This is a genomic window from Pseudomonas sp. W2Oct36, from assembly GCF_041060465.1.
Lineage (GTDB): Bacteria > Pseudomonadota > Gammaproteobacteria > Pseudomonadales > Pseudomonadaceae > Aquipseudomonas > Aquipseudomonas graminis_B.
In genome coordinates this window covers 13160-28351 of record NZ_JAUERW010000022.1, presented here as the reverse complement: position 1 = coordinate 28351, position 15192 = coordinate 13160, and the positions used below count along the sequence as shown (strand labels likewise).

The window sequence follows — 15192 nt, the reverse complement described above, 5'->3', positions numbered from 1 at the left end:
ACTCCAAATTGAGCTGTACCGAAGTACGTTGGAGATCAGTCTAAAGGCAATCGTTCGAACGAATGGCGCAAAGACTGGGGAGTAGCTATCGGCTAAATCGATCTGTTCCGGTTTGCCCAATACTGCTCCGCCTGGGCGAAGGCTTCAGCCCGCGGCATCCCGAGGCCCCGCAGTGCCAGCGCCATGGTTGCGATCAGCGCCAGCTGCGGGTAGCTGTCCTCGATATCGCCTTTCCAGATCGCGACCAGATGCAGCGGGTCGAGGGTGGCAGGCTTCACGTGGCGACGGTCCGACAATGCCGGCCATTCCTCATCCCACGGCTGGCCATCGGTGGTGCCGTACAAATGGCTGATGGTGTCGGGATTGATCTCGACCTCACCACCGTCGCCCTTGATCACGATGGCGTGGTCGCCGAGCAGGCTGCTGGCGTCGCGGTGCACGCCCTGATAGCCAGGATGGAAAATACTCTGCAGCCCGCATCGCGCGCCCAGTGGGTTGAGGATGCGCGCCAGCGAATGGATCGGCGAGCGCAGCCCCAGCGTGTTGCGCAGATCGATCATGCGCTGAAGCTGCGGCGCCCAGTCGCCGAGGGGGAAGAACGCAATGTTCTGCTGCTCCTGCGCTTCACCCACCGCTTGCCAGTTGCGACACAGCGGAATCCCCAACAGGTTCAGCAACTGCTCGCTGTACAACCGGCCGGCGGTATGGGCGCCGCCGCCGTGCATCAATACGCGCACGCCGTTCTGCGCCAGGCACTTGGCCGCCAACAGATACCATGGCAGGTGACGCTTCTTGCCGGCGTAGGTCGGCCAGTCGATATCGACCGTCAGTTCCGGCGCATGCAGACGCTCGCGCACCGCTTCGGTGAAGCCTGCGAGCTCATCCGGGCTCTCTTCCTTGTGCCGCAGCAGCATCAGGAAAGCGCCGAGCTGGGTGTCTTCGACTTTTTCATCGAGCACCATGCCCATGGCTTCCCGGGCTTCGGCGCGGGTCATGTTGCGCGCACCACGCTTGCCTTTGCCGAGAATACGAACGAAGGGCGCGAAGGGATGCTCGGCAGGGGTTTCGGTGACGAGGGGGGTGAAGTCAGTCATAGGCAATTGGTCGGCTTGGGCAGGCCCGCCAGCTTGGCGGCAAGTTTGGCGGGAGTGCCGTTGAACAGACGATTCAGGTGCAAGCTGTTGCCTTTGTCGGCGCCCAGTTTCAGCGCGGTGTACTTGACCAGCGGCCGTGTGGCCGGGGACAGCTGAAATTCTGCATAGAACCCGCGCAGCAGTTCAAGAATTTCCCAGTGATCGGGCGTGAGGGCGATGTCTTCCTCAAGGGCCAGGGCTTCGGCGACTTCGTTGGACCAGTCGTTTAGGTCCTCAAGATAGCCGTCCTTGTCCAGCGCGATGCTGCGGCCATCGACGATAAGCTGTTTCATAGCCAGGTGTTGACCTTGTCGTAGTGCACCGAGAGCGTCACGAAGCCGGCATAGTCGACGCTTTGTGCCCAGTCAGGCAGCGCGATGTGTCGAGCGGTGGCGTCTTCATCGAGCACGAACACCTTCAGGCTGCCGGTTTTCGCGTTCAGCGCCTGAACGGTAGCGGTGTCTGCGCGCAACGCATAGGTTGCGTCGCCGCAGAGCAGGATCGCGTCTTCGCTGCCGAGCACCCGCAGGCAACTGCCCAGGCGCGAGTCGGTGAAAGGGGAATGAGAGAGTACGTGCAGGGTAGCCATCAGATCGTAATCACTTGGTCGTAACGGTCAATGAGCGCGGCGATTTGCGGGTCATCCAGCACCTGGAGCGGTTCGACGCTTAACCCGGTTGGCGGCATCCCGCGCTGATTCAGGCTGGTGCGGCAGGCGAACAAGTCTTCCACGCCGAACATCGACAACGCCTGCAGGTTGGCGCTCAGGTCTTTCTGCTGCACCTGGCTGGCGTTCTGCGCCGTGGCCAACTGAAGCACACCGTCGTCCATGAACAGCATGGCGACCGGCAGATCGAACGCGCCGCCGGCCAGGGCAATGTCCAATGCCTCGCGCGCGTCCGGACCCGACCAGGGCGCCTGACGGCTGATGATCAATAACGACTTCGCCACGTTACGGCCCTCCAAAGCAGATCAAGCGATCGGCCGTCTGTACTGCCTCGTGCAGCTGACCCAGCCCCGACAATTCCCAGGGTGCCGACAGGTTCGCCGCAGGTCGCGAATAACGCTCCGCCTCTTCAGCATTCAACACCCCCCGGCGCAGGGCGGCTGCGATGCAGACCACGCCATCAAGGTTGTGGGTGCTGACGAAATCGCGCCATTGCGCGGCGGTATCCGACTCGTCCTGGGGCGACACCACATTGCCGGACGCGCTGTGCACGCCGTCCTGATAAAAGAACAGGCGCACGATTTCATGGCCCTGCGCCAACACAGCTTTAGCGAACAGCAATGCACGCCGGGAGGAAGGCGCGTGGGCGGGCGAATGCAGGGCAATGGCGAACTTCATGGGCGGCTCGGTCGGGCGCTGACAGGGAACATGGGCGCAATGATAAAGAATTCACGAACGCCGGACAGCAAAAAGCCCGCAGAAGCGGGCTTTTTGTTGAAGCGGGCACACTGATCAGTCTTTGCTGCCCATGATGCCGAAGATCTGCAACAGGCTGATGAACAGGTTGTAGATCGATACATACAGGCTGATGGTGGCCATGATGTAGTTGCGTTCACCGCCGTGGATGATCGCGCTGGTCTGGAACAGAATGCAGACCGACGAGAACAGCACGAAGCCGGCGCTGATCGCCAGTTGCAGGCCGCTGATCTGGAAGAACATGCTGGCTACTACGGCCCCGAGCAACACGAAAAAGCCTGCGGTGATGAAGCCGCCGAGGAAGCTCATGTCCTTGCGCGTGATCAGCACATAGGCCGACAGACCACCGAAGACCAGGGCCGTCATCGCGAACGCGGAGGCAACGACTTCAGCGCCGCCCTGCATGCCGATGTAGCGGTTGAGAATCGGGCCGAGGATGAACCCCATGAAGCCCGTCAGCGCGAACGCCGAGACCAGACCCCACGCCGAATCGCGCAATTTGTTGGTGAGGAAAAACAGACCGTAGAAGCCGATCAGCACAACGAAGACGTTCGGGTAACGGAAGTTCATCTGTTGTGAGACGAACGCCATGACGCCGCTGAAGGCGAGGGTGAGGGCCAGAAGGCCGTAAGTGTTGCGCAGGACGCGGCTAACCTCTAGCTGCTCGACCTGCACGCGGTTGTTGACTGCGTAATCCTGTTCGCGCATGGCGCTACTCCTGGTGGTGAAAACGAAGGGTTTGAAACCTCAAGTTGCAAAGATCATAACAGAGGCGAGGCAGCGCGCTAGCCGCAGAGTTTGACAGCTTGTTTCATTACGGTATTATGGCGCCCGCAAAGCGACGGAGGGGTGGAAACCTTCGACGCCAAATGCTTCGGGGAATTGGCAGAGTGGTTGAATGCACCGGTCTTGAAAACCGGCGAACGTTAATAGCGTTTCTAGGGTTCGAATCCCTAGTTCCCCGCCAAACACAGTAAGAAGCCCTGCATATGCGGGGCTTTTTTCGTTTTCGGGGTCTGGTTTTCGCTGGGCTGCATTTGATCTTCATCTTTCGGATCATCCTGCCCGGCTTGCATGAGCATTAGCAAAGGCTAACCATGTGACTGATAGCAGACCGTAATTTACTGTATGCTAACCGGAAGCGATGATGGGACATGGACATTAACAAGCTTAGAGCCGACGCCCTGAAAGCCCTGATGGCCGGGGCCTCCCAGAAAGATTTCGCCAATAGGCACGGCCTTGATGCGTCGTATCTGTCCCAGATTCTTAACGGGCACAGAAACCTCGGCGAGAAAGCTGCTGCGAATTTGGAAGAGAAGATCGGCCTTCCTTCGGGAAGCCTGGTCAGCCCTGCTGCGTCCGAGACTTCCGCGACAGCAGTGAAGGCCGGGCTTTCGGCACTGGAACAGCTCAAGCAGTCCCTCGCCAAGGTGAAAGGCTTTTCAAATGAGGCGCGGGACCGGATTGTGGCGGCGGCTGCCGACCCGGATGACCAGAGCACAGACGTGCTTCCGGCCAATTACGCCGCGCTTCGTCCTACCCAGGAAGAGATTGTCATTCGCCAGTACGACATACGTGCAGCGATGGGTCACGGACAGGTGCCGCCTGATTACAATGAGGTCGTGCGCAACTTGGTTGTCAGAGAGGAGATTCTTCGCGAGAAAGGTGTGACCTACACCTCGAAGACAGCTCTGGCCATGATCAGTGGCTGGGGTCAGAGCATGGAAGGAACCATCAACGATAAAGACTTGGTGATCGTCGACAAAGGCGTGCAGGACTTCATCGGTGAGGGCATCTACGTACTGACTTGGCACCAAGAGCTGTACATCAAGCGCGTGATGCGACTGGACGAAGAGAATTACAGGCTTATTTCAGACAATCAGCATTATGAGAACCAGACGGCAAGGATCGACGACGTGACGATCCATGCGAAGGTTTTATTGATCTGGAACGCAAGAAAGGCCTAGTTGCGCTGGCCGATCTGGCCGACTAGTGGCCGGCACAGGCGGTTTTTTGAAGGTGCAGACGCCCGCGAATCAAGCGGGCTTTTTTGTGCACTCAGAAAGGCGCGGCTTCCTCCAGTGCTTCGAATTCGTCCCGCACTTGGACGCGGGGATCGTCATCTGACGGCGCTTCCCACTTCAGCGTGACCGAACTGTCTTCATCGTTGAAAACCATCTCTATCCCATCCACTTCCGCAATAGCCCCCATCACTTCGTCCCACTCTCGCTCGCCGTCGGTCTCCAGCTTATGGATCGTGACCCACATCTGATCCTGGGCGATCGGGTGGTTGATCATGCCCGCCACCCTTAGGTTCAGGCGCTCCAGGCCGGACATGGGCTCGCGCTCTTGAGACTTTTTCTTCTCTGGTAGGGACATCAGTTTCTCCTTGATTACTGTATATGCGTACAGTTCTCGTAAGCATAACGGCAGTCAGCTGTTTGCAAAACCCCTGTCAGAAATATCGACCTGCCTCGAGCGACCAGCACCCATTACAGGCACGAAAATAATTTAGCATTAGCTATTGACGCTAAATTTAGCGCTTGCTAACTTACATCCATCGCAGCGACATACCGCAGCGATACATGACTGGTGAAGCCGCCAGATAGCCAGGGACCAGCGAAGTGGTCTCCCAGCCCCGACAAGGGACCGACTGGATCAAAGCTCTTTAGCAGGACGGAATCACCGATTTCGCTGGCTGGCCTTGGCAACAGGGCCAGACGGGAAATCAACGAAGAAAGAGAGGGCAGTCAGGCGGGTGCACTAACACCCACAGGGATCGCCAGATCGCAGGCTGTACCTGCAAACCAGCCGAGGCCCTTACTCTCCGCGCGAGCGGGGCGGAGCCTGGCAGAATCCAAAAGGCTTCGCGGAATGTTGAAAGATTGCAGATGTGGAAAGTGCAAAAGACTTCTCGCCCGTATCGGTGAGATGACGGAGCTCCAGATCAAGTGTTCCCGGTGCGGGACGTTGAATCATGTGAGGGCCACGTGCCCCGAGCTATCGCCTGTGAGCGACATGAATGCGGAATTCTCCGCTAAAAATCATTCGACTCAAGGTAATCAAAATGTCCAATAGCAGCTCAGTAATCGCCCAGCTCAAAAACATTCCTCTGGTAGGAATCAACCTGGGCTCGGTCGCCAATGCTGGTCAAATCCTTCCAGGTTCGGCCGGCACTCATTATCAATGGCCCACTCGGGACACCATCACTCACTGGGTGAAGAACCTCGGTGTGCGCCTTATCCGTTTTCCGTTCGAACTGCAGCGCGCCATTGAGCTGTCGACAATTGACGGTCTGCCAGGTCAAGGCGCGAACTTGAAGCAGGAGTTCGTGGACAAGTGGAAGGTAATGCTGAAGGCGATCAGCGATGACTCTAACGGTGAAGCCAGGATCATCCCCGATCCGCATCACTACATGCGCCTGCATCGCTACCAGACCGATGCGAATGGCCAACTGACCGGTCAGCTTTACCCAAGTAAAGAGGCGGGCAATCAAGACGGCTGGAAAATTACAGAGCAGGTTCTGATCCAGGACGGTAACTCCGTCGGTGGTGGTTCCTGGAGTGCGGTCCACTTGGCGAACTTCCACCAGAAGTTGGTCGTTGCATGCGATGACCCTATGGTTCTGGGTTGGGGTTTGGGCAACGAGCCCTATCCCAACCCCAACGCCGGCGCAAAGGACTACATTACGTCGGGCGACTTGGAAACCCTTTACATCAACACGATGAATACCGTGCTGAAGGCCCTGCGCAACAGCTCCAAAAAGCCAGTCTTCATCTGTGGCCTGCAATACGCTAGCGCCAAGGACTGGGCGACTGCCTCGGTCAATCTACAGTCCAAAATTGTGGACCCGGCAAATTCCATTGTTTGGGAAGCGCACGCCTATGCTGACGTCGATGGCGGATCGAGCGGTGCCTACAACGGCGACAACACCCAGATTTCGCCAACGGCGCTGCGCGACCAAATCGTGGGTCCGTTTCTGACTTACGCCAAAGCCAACAAGATGGCAGCATTCATCGGCGAGACTGGCATTCCACCAACGGATGCTGGCCGCACCGCGCTGAAGAATCTGCTCGACAAAGCCAAGGCTGAGAAAATACCCGTCACCCTATGGGTCGCGGGTCCGGGCACTGACGGCGAGAAGATGAGCCTTGAAGCGAGTAACCAGGCGGCAACGGTTACGATGGTGAAGCCATACTTCGCTGAGCGCATCACTCAGTGGGGTTACGCGCAAGCGTAGGTCTGGCTGTCAGAGCCTGAGCCTCCCATTCCGGGAGGCTTTCCTTCCCATTCTTTCAGCGACCGCGGGTGTGAACACCCGATCCGGAACGCTACTTAACAGTACCCGCGCTGCTCCGACGGGCAGCGTGAACGACATGCACTTATTCAGAGCCTCGGCATTTGCCGGGGCTTTTTCGTATTCAGCCCTGCCACATTCATCGCTCCAAGTAGGGATTGCCGAGGGGCTGACCCATTCCCCGAGCCCGAGGGGGCGGACTGTCGGAGGTCGACGAAGATGCCGGAAAAAACACCTGACTTCTGGGCGCACGTCTGGCTGATCATCACGACGCCGCTCTGGCAGGGAGCGATCATGGCCGCCACCACTTCTCTGTTGCGCGTGCTCTATGAAGGCAAAGAAGCCAACAAATGGCGCGTCGTGCTTGAGGCGCTGATCTGTGGTGCATTGAGCCTGTCAGCCAGCAGCGTCATCGAATGGATGGCCTGGCCGTCGAGTCTGTCCGTCGCCGCCGGCGGCACCATAGGGTTCATCGGCGTGACGGCGATCCGCGAGCTGATCATCCGGTTCCTCGGACGCAAGGCGGATTCGTTATGAGCCTTGGGGCCATTGTCGCCGTAGCCAAAGCGGGTTCCACATTGCGAGCCATTGCGGGCCGCTGTAGTGATTGCAATCGTGATGGGACTGCTGATTGCGGCCCAGCAGATTCGCGTTGTCAGTCTGCAGGGCGCCATCGCCCTCGAGCGTGACGCGCGGCAGACCGCCCCCAAAAGCACATCCGATCGTCTAGCCCGCCGATGAGCGGGTTTTTTGTCTGGAGAATAGCCATGACCGTCACTGATAGAGATCGCGACTTGCTCGCCCGCACGCTGTATGGCGAAGCTCGTGGGGAAGGGCTTGCCGGAATGCTGGCCGTGGCCTGGACGATCCGCAACCGCGTGAACGATGGACAAGAAAGGTCATGGTGGGGCGAGGGCTATGCCGGGGTGTGCCAGAAGCCCTATCAGTTCAGTTGCTGGAACAAGGGCGACCCGAACTATCCGTCCGTGAGCGGCGCGCGACAGATTCCGTTCCGCGAGTTGGCGCAGTGCCAAATCGCTGCCGACCAAGTAATCGACGGGAACGTGCCAGACCCCACCGGCGGGGCGACTCACTATTACGCGACCACTTTGTCGAGGGCTCCGGCGTGGGCAGCCAGCGCCAAGCCGACTCTGAAACTCGGGAGCCACATGTTTTTCAAGGACGTTCCGTGATCAGCGGCACAGTCATCAGCAAGCCGTTGGGGCAGGGAAGCCGGCTTCAGGGCGTCAAAGCAGCCATGGGCTAAAGCCGGAACTTGCCGACCATGTCGTTGAGTCGGACCGCGAGCGTCGACAGTTCGCTGCTTGCCTCCAACGTCTGTCTCGCGCCCTCGGTGCTTTGCATGGCCAAATCCCGAATGCTCACCAGGTTTCTGTCCACATCGCGGGCAACATGGGCTTGTTGCTCCGAAGCCGTCGCGATCTGCATGTTTCGTTCGTTGATTTCAAGGACTGCGTCGGTGATCAGGCGCAGGGACGAGCCTGCGTCTTTCGCAGAGGTCAGCGTGCTGTGAACCTCCTGCCTGCTTTTGTCCATGGATTCCACCGCCGCGGCGGACCCTGACTGGACCTTGGTGATCATCTGCTCGATTTCCTGAGTAGACAGCTGGGTCCGGTGCGCCAGGGCTCGTACCTCATCTGCCACTACGGCAAAGCCGCGTCCTTGTTCCCCGGCGCGCGCCGCTTCAATTGCCGCGTTCAACGCGAGCAGGTTTGTCTGCTCGGCGATGGCGCGGATGACGCTCAGCACTTTCGTAATATCGTCAGCCTGACTGGCCAGGGCCTTGACCTGTACCACAGAGTTGTCCACGAGGTCGGCGAGGTTCGTCATGGCCGTCACCGTGTTGACGACCCGGCGGTTGCCCTCTTCGGCAGATGTGCTGGATGACTGTGCGGCCTCGGACGTCGAGTTCGCATTTCTTGCGACTTCTTCCACCGCCGCACTCATCTCGGTGACCGCCGTGGCCGCCTGTTCGATCTCACTGTTCTGTCTTTGAAGTGTCCGGTCTGCGTTTTCGGTGATCGATGTCATTTCCACGGACGCGGTGCTCAGTTGGTCGGCCGCTCCCGATATTTCAGTCAGCGTGGTCTTCAAATTGCCGGCCATGAGATTGAGCGCAATCATCAGACTGGATATCTCATCCCGCCCTGTCACGGCGAGGACGCCGGAGAGGTCGCCCGTTGCGATTTTCTCCGCGAAGGTCAACGAACTGCCGACCGGCTTCACGATGCTTCGGGTCAGGGCATAAGCCAGGCCTATGGTGAGCACCGATGCACCCAGAACAACGGAGATAAGAACCATGATGCTGTGGTTGTAAACCTCTGCAGCGCGATGCCCGGCGTTGACGGCGTTCTGTGAATTAAGGTCGCGCAGCTTTGTGAGCTCTGCCTGATACTGCGTCGCGGTCTGCGCCTGTTCGTTGTTGGCGTAGTCCAGCGCGCTTTGATGGTCGGTTTTATTCAGCGAAATAATGTTTTTGACGCCAGCTATGTATTTCTCCATCAGGCCGTTCGCGGTCTGAAACTGCTTGTTATCTTCTTCGTCAGTAATCAGGTGTGCTCGGTAGTAGCCCGTCTTGTCTTCGAGCGTGGCGATGTCTTGAAAAATATTATCGGTGACTTTGCGTTGTGCGTCTGAGCCCGACACCGCCAGCGATCGTATGCTTTCCAGCCGGGTATGCAGCAGGGCGATCTGGATATCGTCAATCACCTGAATGCTGGGCACCACGTCGGTTTCCAGCTTTTGTTCAGTGGCACGCATTTCATCAATTTGAACGTAAGCGAACACGCCAAGGCCTAGCAGGATCAGCGTGATCAGACCGAAGCAGAGCAGCGCTCTGGTCGCAATTCTAAAGTTTTGTAGTTGCATGTGAGTTTCTCCGGAGCTCCAAAGGAAGGCGCTGAGGTCCGTTCCAGCGATCAGCGTGTCTGCCGGATTTTTGAATACTTAAGGTGCGTTCGGCGGATGGGCAGGCCTATGGCTAGCATGTCCGTGGGTTTGCTCAGTGCTAAATAATCAATTAACTAATTCTTCATTCAACGGTGCCAAGGCGTTTGCAAATGCAGCAGGCACGAAGCGATTATTGTTTCATCGGGCTCTCCCCAACTACCTGCCAACTCTTAAGGAACACCATGCCGTTTAAAGACCTTTGCCTGGCATTGCTGGTCATCATCGCGTGGGGTTTGAATTTCATCGTGATCAAATACGGGCTGGATGGCCTGCCGCCGATGCTGCTGGGCGCGTTGCGGTTCACGCTGGTTGCGATTCCTGCCGTGTTTTTCATCCGTCGTCCGCAGTTGCCCTGGTTCTGGCTGCTTGCGTACGGAGCGACCATTTCCTTCGGTCAGTTCGCCTTTCTGTTCGAGAGCATGGCCCATGGCATGCCACCGGGGCTGGCCTCCCTGCTGCTGCAGGCGCAGGCGTTCTTCACGCTGCTGTTCGCGGCGATCTTCATCGGTGAGAAATTACGCGTCTATAGCGTGGCGGGTTTGCTCATCGCCGCGGGCGGGCTGACCCTTATCGGCATGGGCACAGGGGCTGCGACACCGCTGCTGGCGGTGTTGCTGGTGTTGTGCGCGGCCTCGATGTGGGCGTTGGGCAACATCATCACGCGCCGGTTCGGCAACGTCGATCTGGTTGCGCTGGTGGTCTGGGGAGCGATCGTTCCGCCGCTACCGTTTCTCGCCATGTCGCTGTGGCTGGAGGGGCCGGCGCTCATTGAGCATTCATTGCTCAACCTGAGTTGGAGCTCGGTGCTGTCGCTGGCTTATCTGGCCTTCGTCGCCACGCTCTTCGGCTACATCAGCTGGAGCAAGCTGCTGTCTCGCTACCCGGCGGGCAAGGTCGCGCCGTTTTCCCTGCTGGTGCCGGTGGTCGGCCTTAGCTCCTCGGCTTTGGTGCTGGGCGAGCGACTCAGCGTGCTGCAATGCGCGGGGGGTGTGCTTGTGATGTTGGGTCTGACAGTCAATTTGTTGGGCCCCAAACTCTTCGCTAGAGGACGACGCGCGGTGGCTTGATGACGGGCGACGCCGGATCACTTTCGCAAACCACGCGTATCCATTGCAGCGCTGCGTCTCTGCGCAGCGCAAGCCGTTGCCAAGCCTTCCCGGCGTCACTGCTGACCGTTTTGCTGCGGTCAGTGCCCCATTGGCGTCTCTAAACCGTCCGGTTTGTCATGAATGCCGAAGCGATCCACGAGGGTTGCGCTGGCCTGGTTCATCCCGATGACATCCACCTGGACCCCCAGTCGACGAAGCTTGAGTACGACTTTGTCCAATGCCGCAACCGCCGTAATGTCCCAGAAGTGGGCTTCGCGAAGGCCAATGGCCAGCGTCTCGAGGGGCTCTTTGAGATCAAAGGATCGGATAAACCTGTCCGCTGATCCGAAGAACACCTGACCGGTTACCTCATACGTGCGGTGAGGGTGCTCGGGATCACGGGTTGAGCTCACATCGAGCTGATGGCCGATCTTGTTTGCGAAGAACATTGCCGCCAGCAAGGTACCCGCCACAACGCCGAAGGCCAGGTTGTCGGTGGCGACCACGACCACGACCGTCACCACCATAACGATGTTGGTTGAAAGCGGATACTTGTTGAGGTTGCGGATCGAGTCCCAGCTGAACGTGCTGATCGACACCATGATCATCACGGCCACCAGCGCCGCCATCGGGATTCTCGCAAGCCAGTCGCCGAGAAACACCATCATGACCAGCAGCGACACCCCGGCGCTCAGCGTCGACAGTCGGGTGCGGCCGCCGGATTTCACGTTGATCATTGACTGGCCGATCATTGCGCAACCTGCCATGCCGCCTATCAGGCTGGACGCGATGTTCGCGATGCCTTGCCCCTTGCACTCGCGGTTCTTGTCGCTGGAGGTGTCAGTCAGGTCGTCGACGATGGTCGCGGTCATCATCGACTCCAGCAGCCCTACGACCGCCAGGGCGGCAGAGTAGGGCAAAACGATCAGCAGGGTGTCGAGGTTCAGCGGCACGTCCGGCCACAGAAATATCGGCAGGCTGTAAGGCAACGATCCCATGTCGCCTACGGTGTGTACGGTCAGTCCCATCGAGATTGAAATCGCGGTGAGTACGATAATGCACACCAGCGGCGAGGGGAGCAGTTTCCCCAGCACCGGCAGTCGTGGAAACAGGTAAATGATGGCCAGCCCGCCCGCCGTCAGGGCATAAACCGGCCAGGTCACTCCTGTGAGTTCCGGCAGTTGGGCCATGAAAATCAGGATCGCCAGCGCGTTCACGAACCCGGTCACGACGGAGCGGGAGACGAAACGCATCAGCTCACCCAGGCGCAGATAGCCGGCGGTGATCTGAAGCACTCCGCACAGCAACGAAGCTGCCAGAAGGTATTGAAGGCCATGGTCCCTGACCAGATTGACCATGAGCAGGGCCATCGCTCCGGTCGCCGCCGACACCATCGCCGGGCGGCCGCCGACGAAAGCGATGACGGTGCAGATGCAGAAAGAGGCATACAGGCCGACCTTAGGGTCGACGCCTGCAATGATGGAGAAGGCGATCGCCTCGGGGATGAGGGCCAGCGCAACAACGAGTCCAGCGAGTACGTTCGCTCTGGCGTCGGACAGCCAGGCGGTTCTGATGTTTTCAAACATTAATTCACCCAGGGCAGGCACGGCATGACGCACAGCGGCGGGCGCTGGGCGATACACGTGTGTCTGTTTCAATTGAGTTGTGGATTAGCCGCGGACAGAAAATCAGGCGCAGCAGGATTCGACCGCAGTCAGGTGGCGGTCAGGGTCAAGCGAGGGGGGCGTAGCGCTAAGGCGGCGTAGGCAGCCAGTTGGAACGGGGCAAGGTAGTACCTTTGGTTATTCATCGTGAGACATGGGCATGATAGTTGTGATCTCGCCGTCCGGTCCAGACTGAATTCGCCAGAGCCGACTGATGGACGTAAGAGCAGTAAAAACAAATCACACGCTTTAACAAATGGAAACGGTTTGCATTAACAATTTATAAAAAGGTTGTTACGATCGGCGCCCTCATAGCTTTTCGCCATGTGGAACGTCGCTCATCAGGGTGATGGGCCGCAGATCAGCTCTCGCCCTTTCCAGGAAGCACCCGATGCTACGTCCCGCCCTGCCAGCCTTGTCGGCACTTGTTGCCCTTGGTTTCTCCAGCCATTCCTTCGCAGCGCCGACGCAGCAGAATTTGCCGGATCAGCCACCGGCAACATCGCTCGCTCAACCGGGCAGTGCCAGCAGCAATTCGGCGTCGGGCGCCGTCGCGCTGGAAGGCCTGAGCATCAACGCCGATTACGGCATCGCGGGACAGGCGACCACGGAGAGTTCGGGGTCCTACACAACGGGTTCCATGAACACGGCGACCAAGCTGCCGCTGTCCATCCGCGAGACGCCGCAGTCGGTGAGTGTGATCACCCGCCAGCGCATGGACGATCAGGGCATGAATGACCTGAACGATGTGGTGAAATACGCGCCCGGCGTGACGTTGCACCGAACGGCGTCGGACCGTCAGGAGTTTCTGGCGCGCGGTTTCAAGATCGACAACATCATGTACGACGGCCTGCCGAGCAGCATCAGCGCCTACACCCAGGACGTGATTTCCGGCGCGGATCTGGCCATGTATGACCGCGTCGAAGTGGTTCGCGGGGCGACGGGCCTGATGACCGGCGCGGGCAGCCCGGCGGCGACGTTGAACCTGGTGCGCAAGCGCCCGACCGCCGTGCCGCAGGTCAGTGTCACCACCAGCGCCGGCAGTTGGGACCGTTACCGCACCGAGGTCGATGCGTCGAACAAGCTCAACGATTCCGGCACCGTTCGCGGCCGTGTGGTGGCCGCGTACGAAGATGACAAGAGCTTCTCCGATATCCGCAAAAATCAGCGGCAGACCTTTTACGGGATTCTCGAAGCCGACCTGAACGACTCGACCACCTGGACCGTCGGCGCGTCCAAACAGCGTGACGACAACACCTCGGACTGGGGCGGTCTGCCCAGCGGCCCGAACGGCGAAGACCTGCACCTCAAGCGTTCGACGTTCCTCAGCAACGACTGGTCGTACTGGAACAAAGACAACATCATGTTCTTCACCGACGTCACCCACCGTTTCGACAACGGCTGGTCGGCCAAGCTGGCGGGACAGAAGATCTGGGCTGAAGCGGACACCTTCTCCAGCTACATCGGCAACTACGACGGTCTGGGTTTTCAGCAGTACCACGGCAAGTACCGCGACGACGATGACCAGACCAACCTCGATGCCTCCCTCAGCGGGCCGTTTCAGATGTTCGGTCGCGAGCATGAACTGGTCGTGGGCGTGAGCCACCGGCAGGAGAAATTTCACCAGTGGGGCGGCTGGACCGACGGCACGCCGATTGACCTCTACAACCCGACCCATTCACTGCCCAAACCTGACGTCGACACCAGCCTGTACGAAACCCGCAATGCCGCTACCGAAGAAGGGGTTTACGCCGTCGCGCGCTTGAACCCGATCGACCCCCTGCACGTCATCCTCGGCAGCCGCGTCAGCTGGTATGACTTCGACAACCGCGTCGGCAGCGGCGATTACAAGGTGGTCCGCGAAGTCACGCCTTACGCCGGCGTCATCTATGACCTGAACGACACGTACTCGGCCTACGCCAGCTACACCGAAATCTTCAAGCCGCAGACCGAGATGGATTCAGCGCGCTCGGTGTTGAAGCCAATGACGGGCAAGAACTACGAGATCGGCCTGAAGGGCGAATACTTCGACGGCGCGCTGAATGCCTCGGTGGCGCTCTTTGAAATGGAGCAGGAAAACCGGGCGTACCTGGTGCAGGACCAGAACTCCACTAATTGCCCGAGCTTCCCGGCGTCCAGCTGCTACGGTGCAGCGGGCAAAGTGCGCAGCCGCGGGATTGATACCGAACTGAGCGGCGCGCTGACGCCGGACTGGCAGTTCTCGGCGTCGTACACCTACGTGTTGAGCCAGTTTGTCGAAGACGGCACCAAAAGCAACGAAGGCAAACTGTTCGCCCCCGAGCAGCCGAAACATCTGTTCAAAGCCGCGACCAGCTACACATTGCCCGGCGAGCTGCACAAATGGCGAGTGGGGGCGGACGTGCTGGCCCAGAGCAAGACCTTCAACCGCGTTGGCGACGGCCAGGCCGATCAGGACGCTTACGGCATCGTCGGCCTGATGGCCGGCTACAAGCTGAACGAGCACTGGGACGGCCGGGTCAACGTCAACAACCTGTTCGACACCCGCTACTGGCAGGGCATTCCGATCGCGTCGGGTACCGGCGTTTACGGCGATCCGCGCAACCTGATGTTCTCGGTGAAGTGGACGCTCTGATCA

16 protein-coding genes and 1 tRNA gene are annotated in these 15192 nt (G+C 59.1%); 8 read left to right on the top strand and 9 right to left on the bottom strand.

All coding sequences use genetic code 11. The features are described from left to right. Positions 1–92: 92 nt before the first annotated feature. The 6 genes from QWI18_RS22370 to QWI18_RS22345 all read right to left on the bottom strand — a co-directional run bounded on the left by QWI18_RS22370 (position 93) and on the right by QWI18_RS22345 (position 3264). The gene (locus QWI18_RS22370; RefSeq protein WP_369319896.1) at positions 93–1094 is read right to left on the bottom strand and encodes a glycosyl transferase family protein; all 1002 of its coding nucleotides are present in this window, start codon (positions 1092–1094) and stop codon (positions 93–95) included. Then, the gene (locus QWI18_RS22365) at positions 1091–1426 is read right to left on the bottom strand and encodes a TusE/DsrC/DsvC family sulfur relay protein (RefSeq protein ID WP_065989173.1); all 336 of its coding nucleotides are present in this window, start codon (positions 1424–1426) and stop codon (positions 1091–1093) included. The genes QWI18_RS22370 and QWI18_RS22365 overlap by 4 nt, the downstream gene beginning before the upstream one ends. Beyond that, on the bottom strand, positions 1423–1722 hold the full coding sequence (tusB, locus tag QWI18_RS22360) for a sulfurtransferase complex subunit TusB (RefSeq protein WP_369319895.1): 300 nt from the start codon (positions 1720–1722) through the stop codon (positions 1423–1425). The genes QWI18_RS22365 and tusB overlap by 4 nt, the downstream gene beginning before the upstream one ends. Continuing rightward, on the bottom strand, positions 1722–2084 hold the full coding sequence (gene tusC, locus QWI18_RS22355; protein WP_065989177.1) for a sulfurtransferase complex subunit TusC: 363 nt from the start codon (positions 2082–2084) through the stop codon (positions 1722–1724). Before tusC ends, tusB begins: the two co-directional genes overlap by 1 nt. 1 nt (position 2085) lies before the next feature. After that, on the bottom strand, positions 2086–2478 hold the full coding sequence (tusD, locus tag QWI18_RS22350; RefSeq protein ID WP_369319894.1) for a sulfurtransferase complex subunit TusD: 393 nt from the start codon (positions 2476–2478) through the stop codon (positions 2086–2088). A gap of 114 nt (positions 2479–2592) precedes the next feature. Further along, positions 2593–3264, bottom strand: coding sequence for a Bax inhibitor-1/YccA family protein (locus tag QWI18_RS22345; RefSeq protein ID WP_065989182.1), 672 nt, complete (start codon positions 3262–3264; stop codon positions 2593–2595). Positions 3265–3432: 168 nt separating this feature from the next. On the opposite strand from QWI18_RS22345, the gene QWI18_RS22340 reads away from it, so the two are divergent. Both QWI18_RS22340 and QWI18_RS22335 read left to right on the top strand, forming a co-directional pair. After that, positions 3433–3523, top strand: a tRNA-Ser gene (locus QWI18_RS22340). Between the two features lie 187 nt (positions 3524–3710). Further along, positions 3711–4523: an XRE family transcriptional regulator gene (locus tag QWI18_RS22335; protein ID WP_192134562.1), complete on the top strand. Its 813-nt coding sequence runs from the start codon at positions 3711–3713 to the stop codon at positions 4521–4523. 91 nt (positions 4524–4614) lie between these two features. Here the strand turns inward: QWI18_RS22335 and QWI18_RS22330 are convergent, their stop codons facing one another. Further along, positions 4615–4935 carry a DUF1654 domain-containing protein gene (locus tag QWI18_RS22330; protein ID WP_192134560.1) on the bottom strand — a complete coding sequence of 107 codons (321 nt, stop codon included), beginning with the start codon at positions 4933–4935 and terminating at the stop codon, positions 4615–4617. Between the two features lie 495 nt (positions 4936–5430). On the opposite strand from QWI18_RS22330, the gene QWI18_RS22325 reads away from it, so the two are divergent. The 4 genes from QWI18_RS22325 to QWI18_RS22310 all read left to right on the top strand — a co-directional run bounded on the left by QWI18_RS22325 (position 5431) and on the right by QWI18_RS22310 (position 8046). Beyond that, on the top strand, positions 5431–5634 hold the full coding sequence (locus tag QWI18_RS22325; RefSeq protein ID WP_296311197.1) for a Com family DNA-binding transcriptional regulator: 204 nt from the start codon (positions 5431–5433) through the stop codon (positions 5632–5634). Beyond that, positions 5624–6796 carry a cellulase family glycosylhydrolase gene (locus QWI18_RS22320; protein WP_369319893.1) on the top strand — a complete coding sequence of 391 codons (1173 nt, stop codon included), beginning with the start codon at positions 5624–5626 and terminating at the stop codon, positions 6794–6796. Before QWI18_RS22325 ends, QWI18_RS22320 begins: the two co-directional genes overlap by 11 nt. 276 nt (positions 6797–7072) lie before the next feature. Continuing rightward, complete coding sequence (locus QWI18_RS22315; RefSeq protein WP_192134554.1) at positions 7073–7390, top strand: phage holin, lambda family; 318 nt, start codon at positions 7073–7075, stop codon at positions 7388–7390. A 230-nt stretch (positions 7391–7620) separates the two neighbouring features. Next, positions 7621–8046, top strand: coding sequence for a cell wall hydrolase (locus QWI18_RS22310; RefSeq protein WP_369319892.1), 426 nt, complete (start codon positions 7621–7623; stop codon positions 8044–8046). A 70-nt stretch (positions 8047–8116) separates the two neighbouring features. Here the strand turns inward: QWI18_RS22310 and QWI18_RS22305 are convergent, their stop codons facing one another. Further along, complete coding sequence (locus QWI18_RS22305; protein WP_065989197.1) at positions 8117–9742, bottom strand: methyl-accepting chemotaxis protein; 1626 nt, start codon at positions 9740–9742, stop codon at positions 8117–8119. A 263-nt stretch (positions 9743–10005) separates the two neighbouring features. Between QWI18_RS22305 and QWI18_RS22300 the strand changes: the two genes are divergently transcribed. Further along, positions 10006–10890: an EamA family transporter gene (locus QWI18_RS22300; RefSeq protein WP_369319891.1), complete on the top strand. Its 885-nt coding sequence runs from the start codon at positions 10006–10008 to the stop codon at positions 10888–10890. A 119-nt stretch (positions 10891–11009) separates the two neighbouring features. Here QWI18_RS22300 and QWI18_RS22295 read toward each other — a convergent pair whose 3' ends face one another. Further along, complete coding sequence (locus QWI18_RS22295; protein WP_369319890.1) at positions 11010–12497, bottom strand: SulP family inorganic anion transporter; 1488 nt, start codon at positions 12495–12497, stop codon at positions 11010–11012. 469 nt (positions 12498–12966) lie between these two features. Here QWI18_RS22295 and QWI18_RS22290 point away from each other — a divergent pair, with 469 nt between their 5' ends. Beyond that, complete coding sequence (locus QWI18_RS22290; RefSeq protein WP_369319889.1) at positions 12967–15189, top strand: TonB-dependent siderophore receptor; 2223 nt, start codon at positions 12967–12969, stop codon at positions 15187–15189. Positions 15190–15192 lie beyond the last annotated feature (3 nt).

Bases quoted from the DNA above. Each gene is read 5' to 3' on its own strand.
- QWI18_RS22335 (WP_192134562.1), top strand. From the start codon at position 3,711: ATGGACATTAACAAGCTTAGAGCCGACGCCCTGAAAGCCCTGATGGCC.
- tusB (WP_369319895.1), bottom strand. From the start codon at position 1,722: ATGGCTACCCTGCACGTACTCTCTCATTCCCCTTTCACCGACTCGCGC.
- QWI18_RS22310 (WP_369319892.1), top strand. From the start codon at position 7,621: ATGACCGTCACTGATAGAGATCGCGACTTGCTCGCCCGCACGCTGTAT.
- QWI18_RS22330 (WP_192134560.1), bottom strand. From the start codon at position 4,935: ATGTCCCTACCAGAGAAGAAAAAGTCTCAAGAGCGCGAGCCCATGTCC.
- QWI18_RS22325 (WP_296311197.1), top strand. From the start codon at position 5,431: ATGTTGAAAGATTGCAGATGTGGAAAGTGCAAAAGACTTCTCGCCCGT.
- QWI18_RS22290 (WP_369319889.1), top strand. From the start codon at position 12,967: ATGCTACGTCCCGCCCTGCCAGCCTTGTCGGCACTTGTTGCCCTTGGT.
- QWI18_RS22315 (WP_192134554.1), top strand. From the start codon at position 7,073: ATGCCGGAAAAAACACCTGACTTCTGGGCGCACGTCTGGCTGATCATC.
- QWI18_RS22365 (WP_065989173.1), bottom strand. From the start codon at position 1,426: ATGAAACAGCTTATCGTCGATGGCCGCAGCATCGCGCTGGACAAGGAC.
- QWI18_RS22305 (WP_065989197.1), bottom strand. From the start codon at position 9,742: ATGCAACTACAAAACTTTAGAATTGCGACCAGAGCGCTGCTCTGCTTC.
- tusD (WP_369319894.1), bottom strand. From the start codon at position 2,478: ATGAAGTTCGCCATTGCCCTGCATTCGCCCGCCCACGCGCCTTCCTCC.
- QWI18_RS22295 (WP_369319890.1), bottom strand. From the start codon at position 12,497: ATGTTTGAAAACATCAGAACCGCCTGGCTGTCCGACGCCAGAGCGAAC.
- QWI18_RS22370 (WP_369319896.1), bottom strand. From the start codon at position 1,094: ATGACTGACTTCACCCCCCTCGTCACCGAAACCCCTGCCGAGCATCCC.
- QWI18_RS22300 (WP_369319891.1), top strand. From the start codon at position 10,006: ATGCCGTTTAAAGACCTTTGCCTGGCATTGCTGGTCATCATCGCGTGG.
- QWI18_RS22320 (WP_369319893.1), top strand. From the start codon at position 5,624: ATGTCCAATAGCAGCTCAGTAATCGCCCAGCTCAAAAACATTCCTCTG.
- QWI18_RS22345 (WP_065989182.1), bottom strand. From the start codon at position 3,264: ATGCGCGAACAGGATTACGCAGTCAACAACCGCGTGCAGGTCGAGCAG.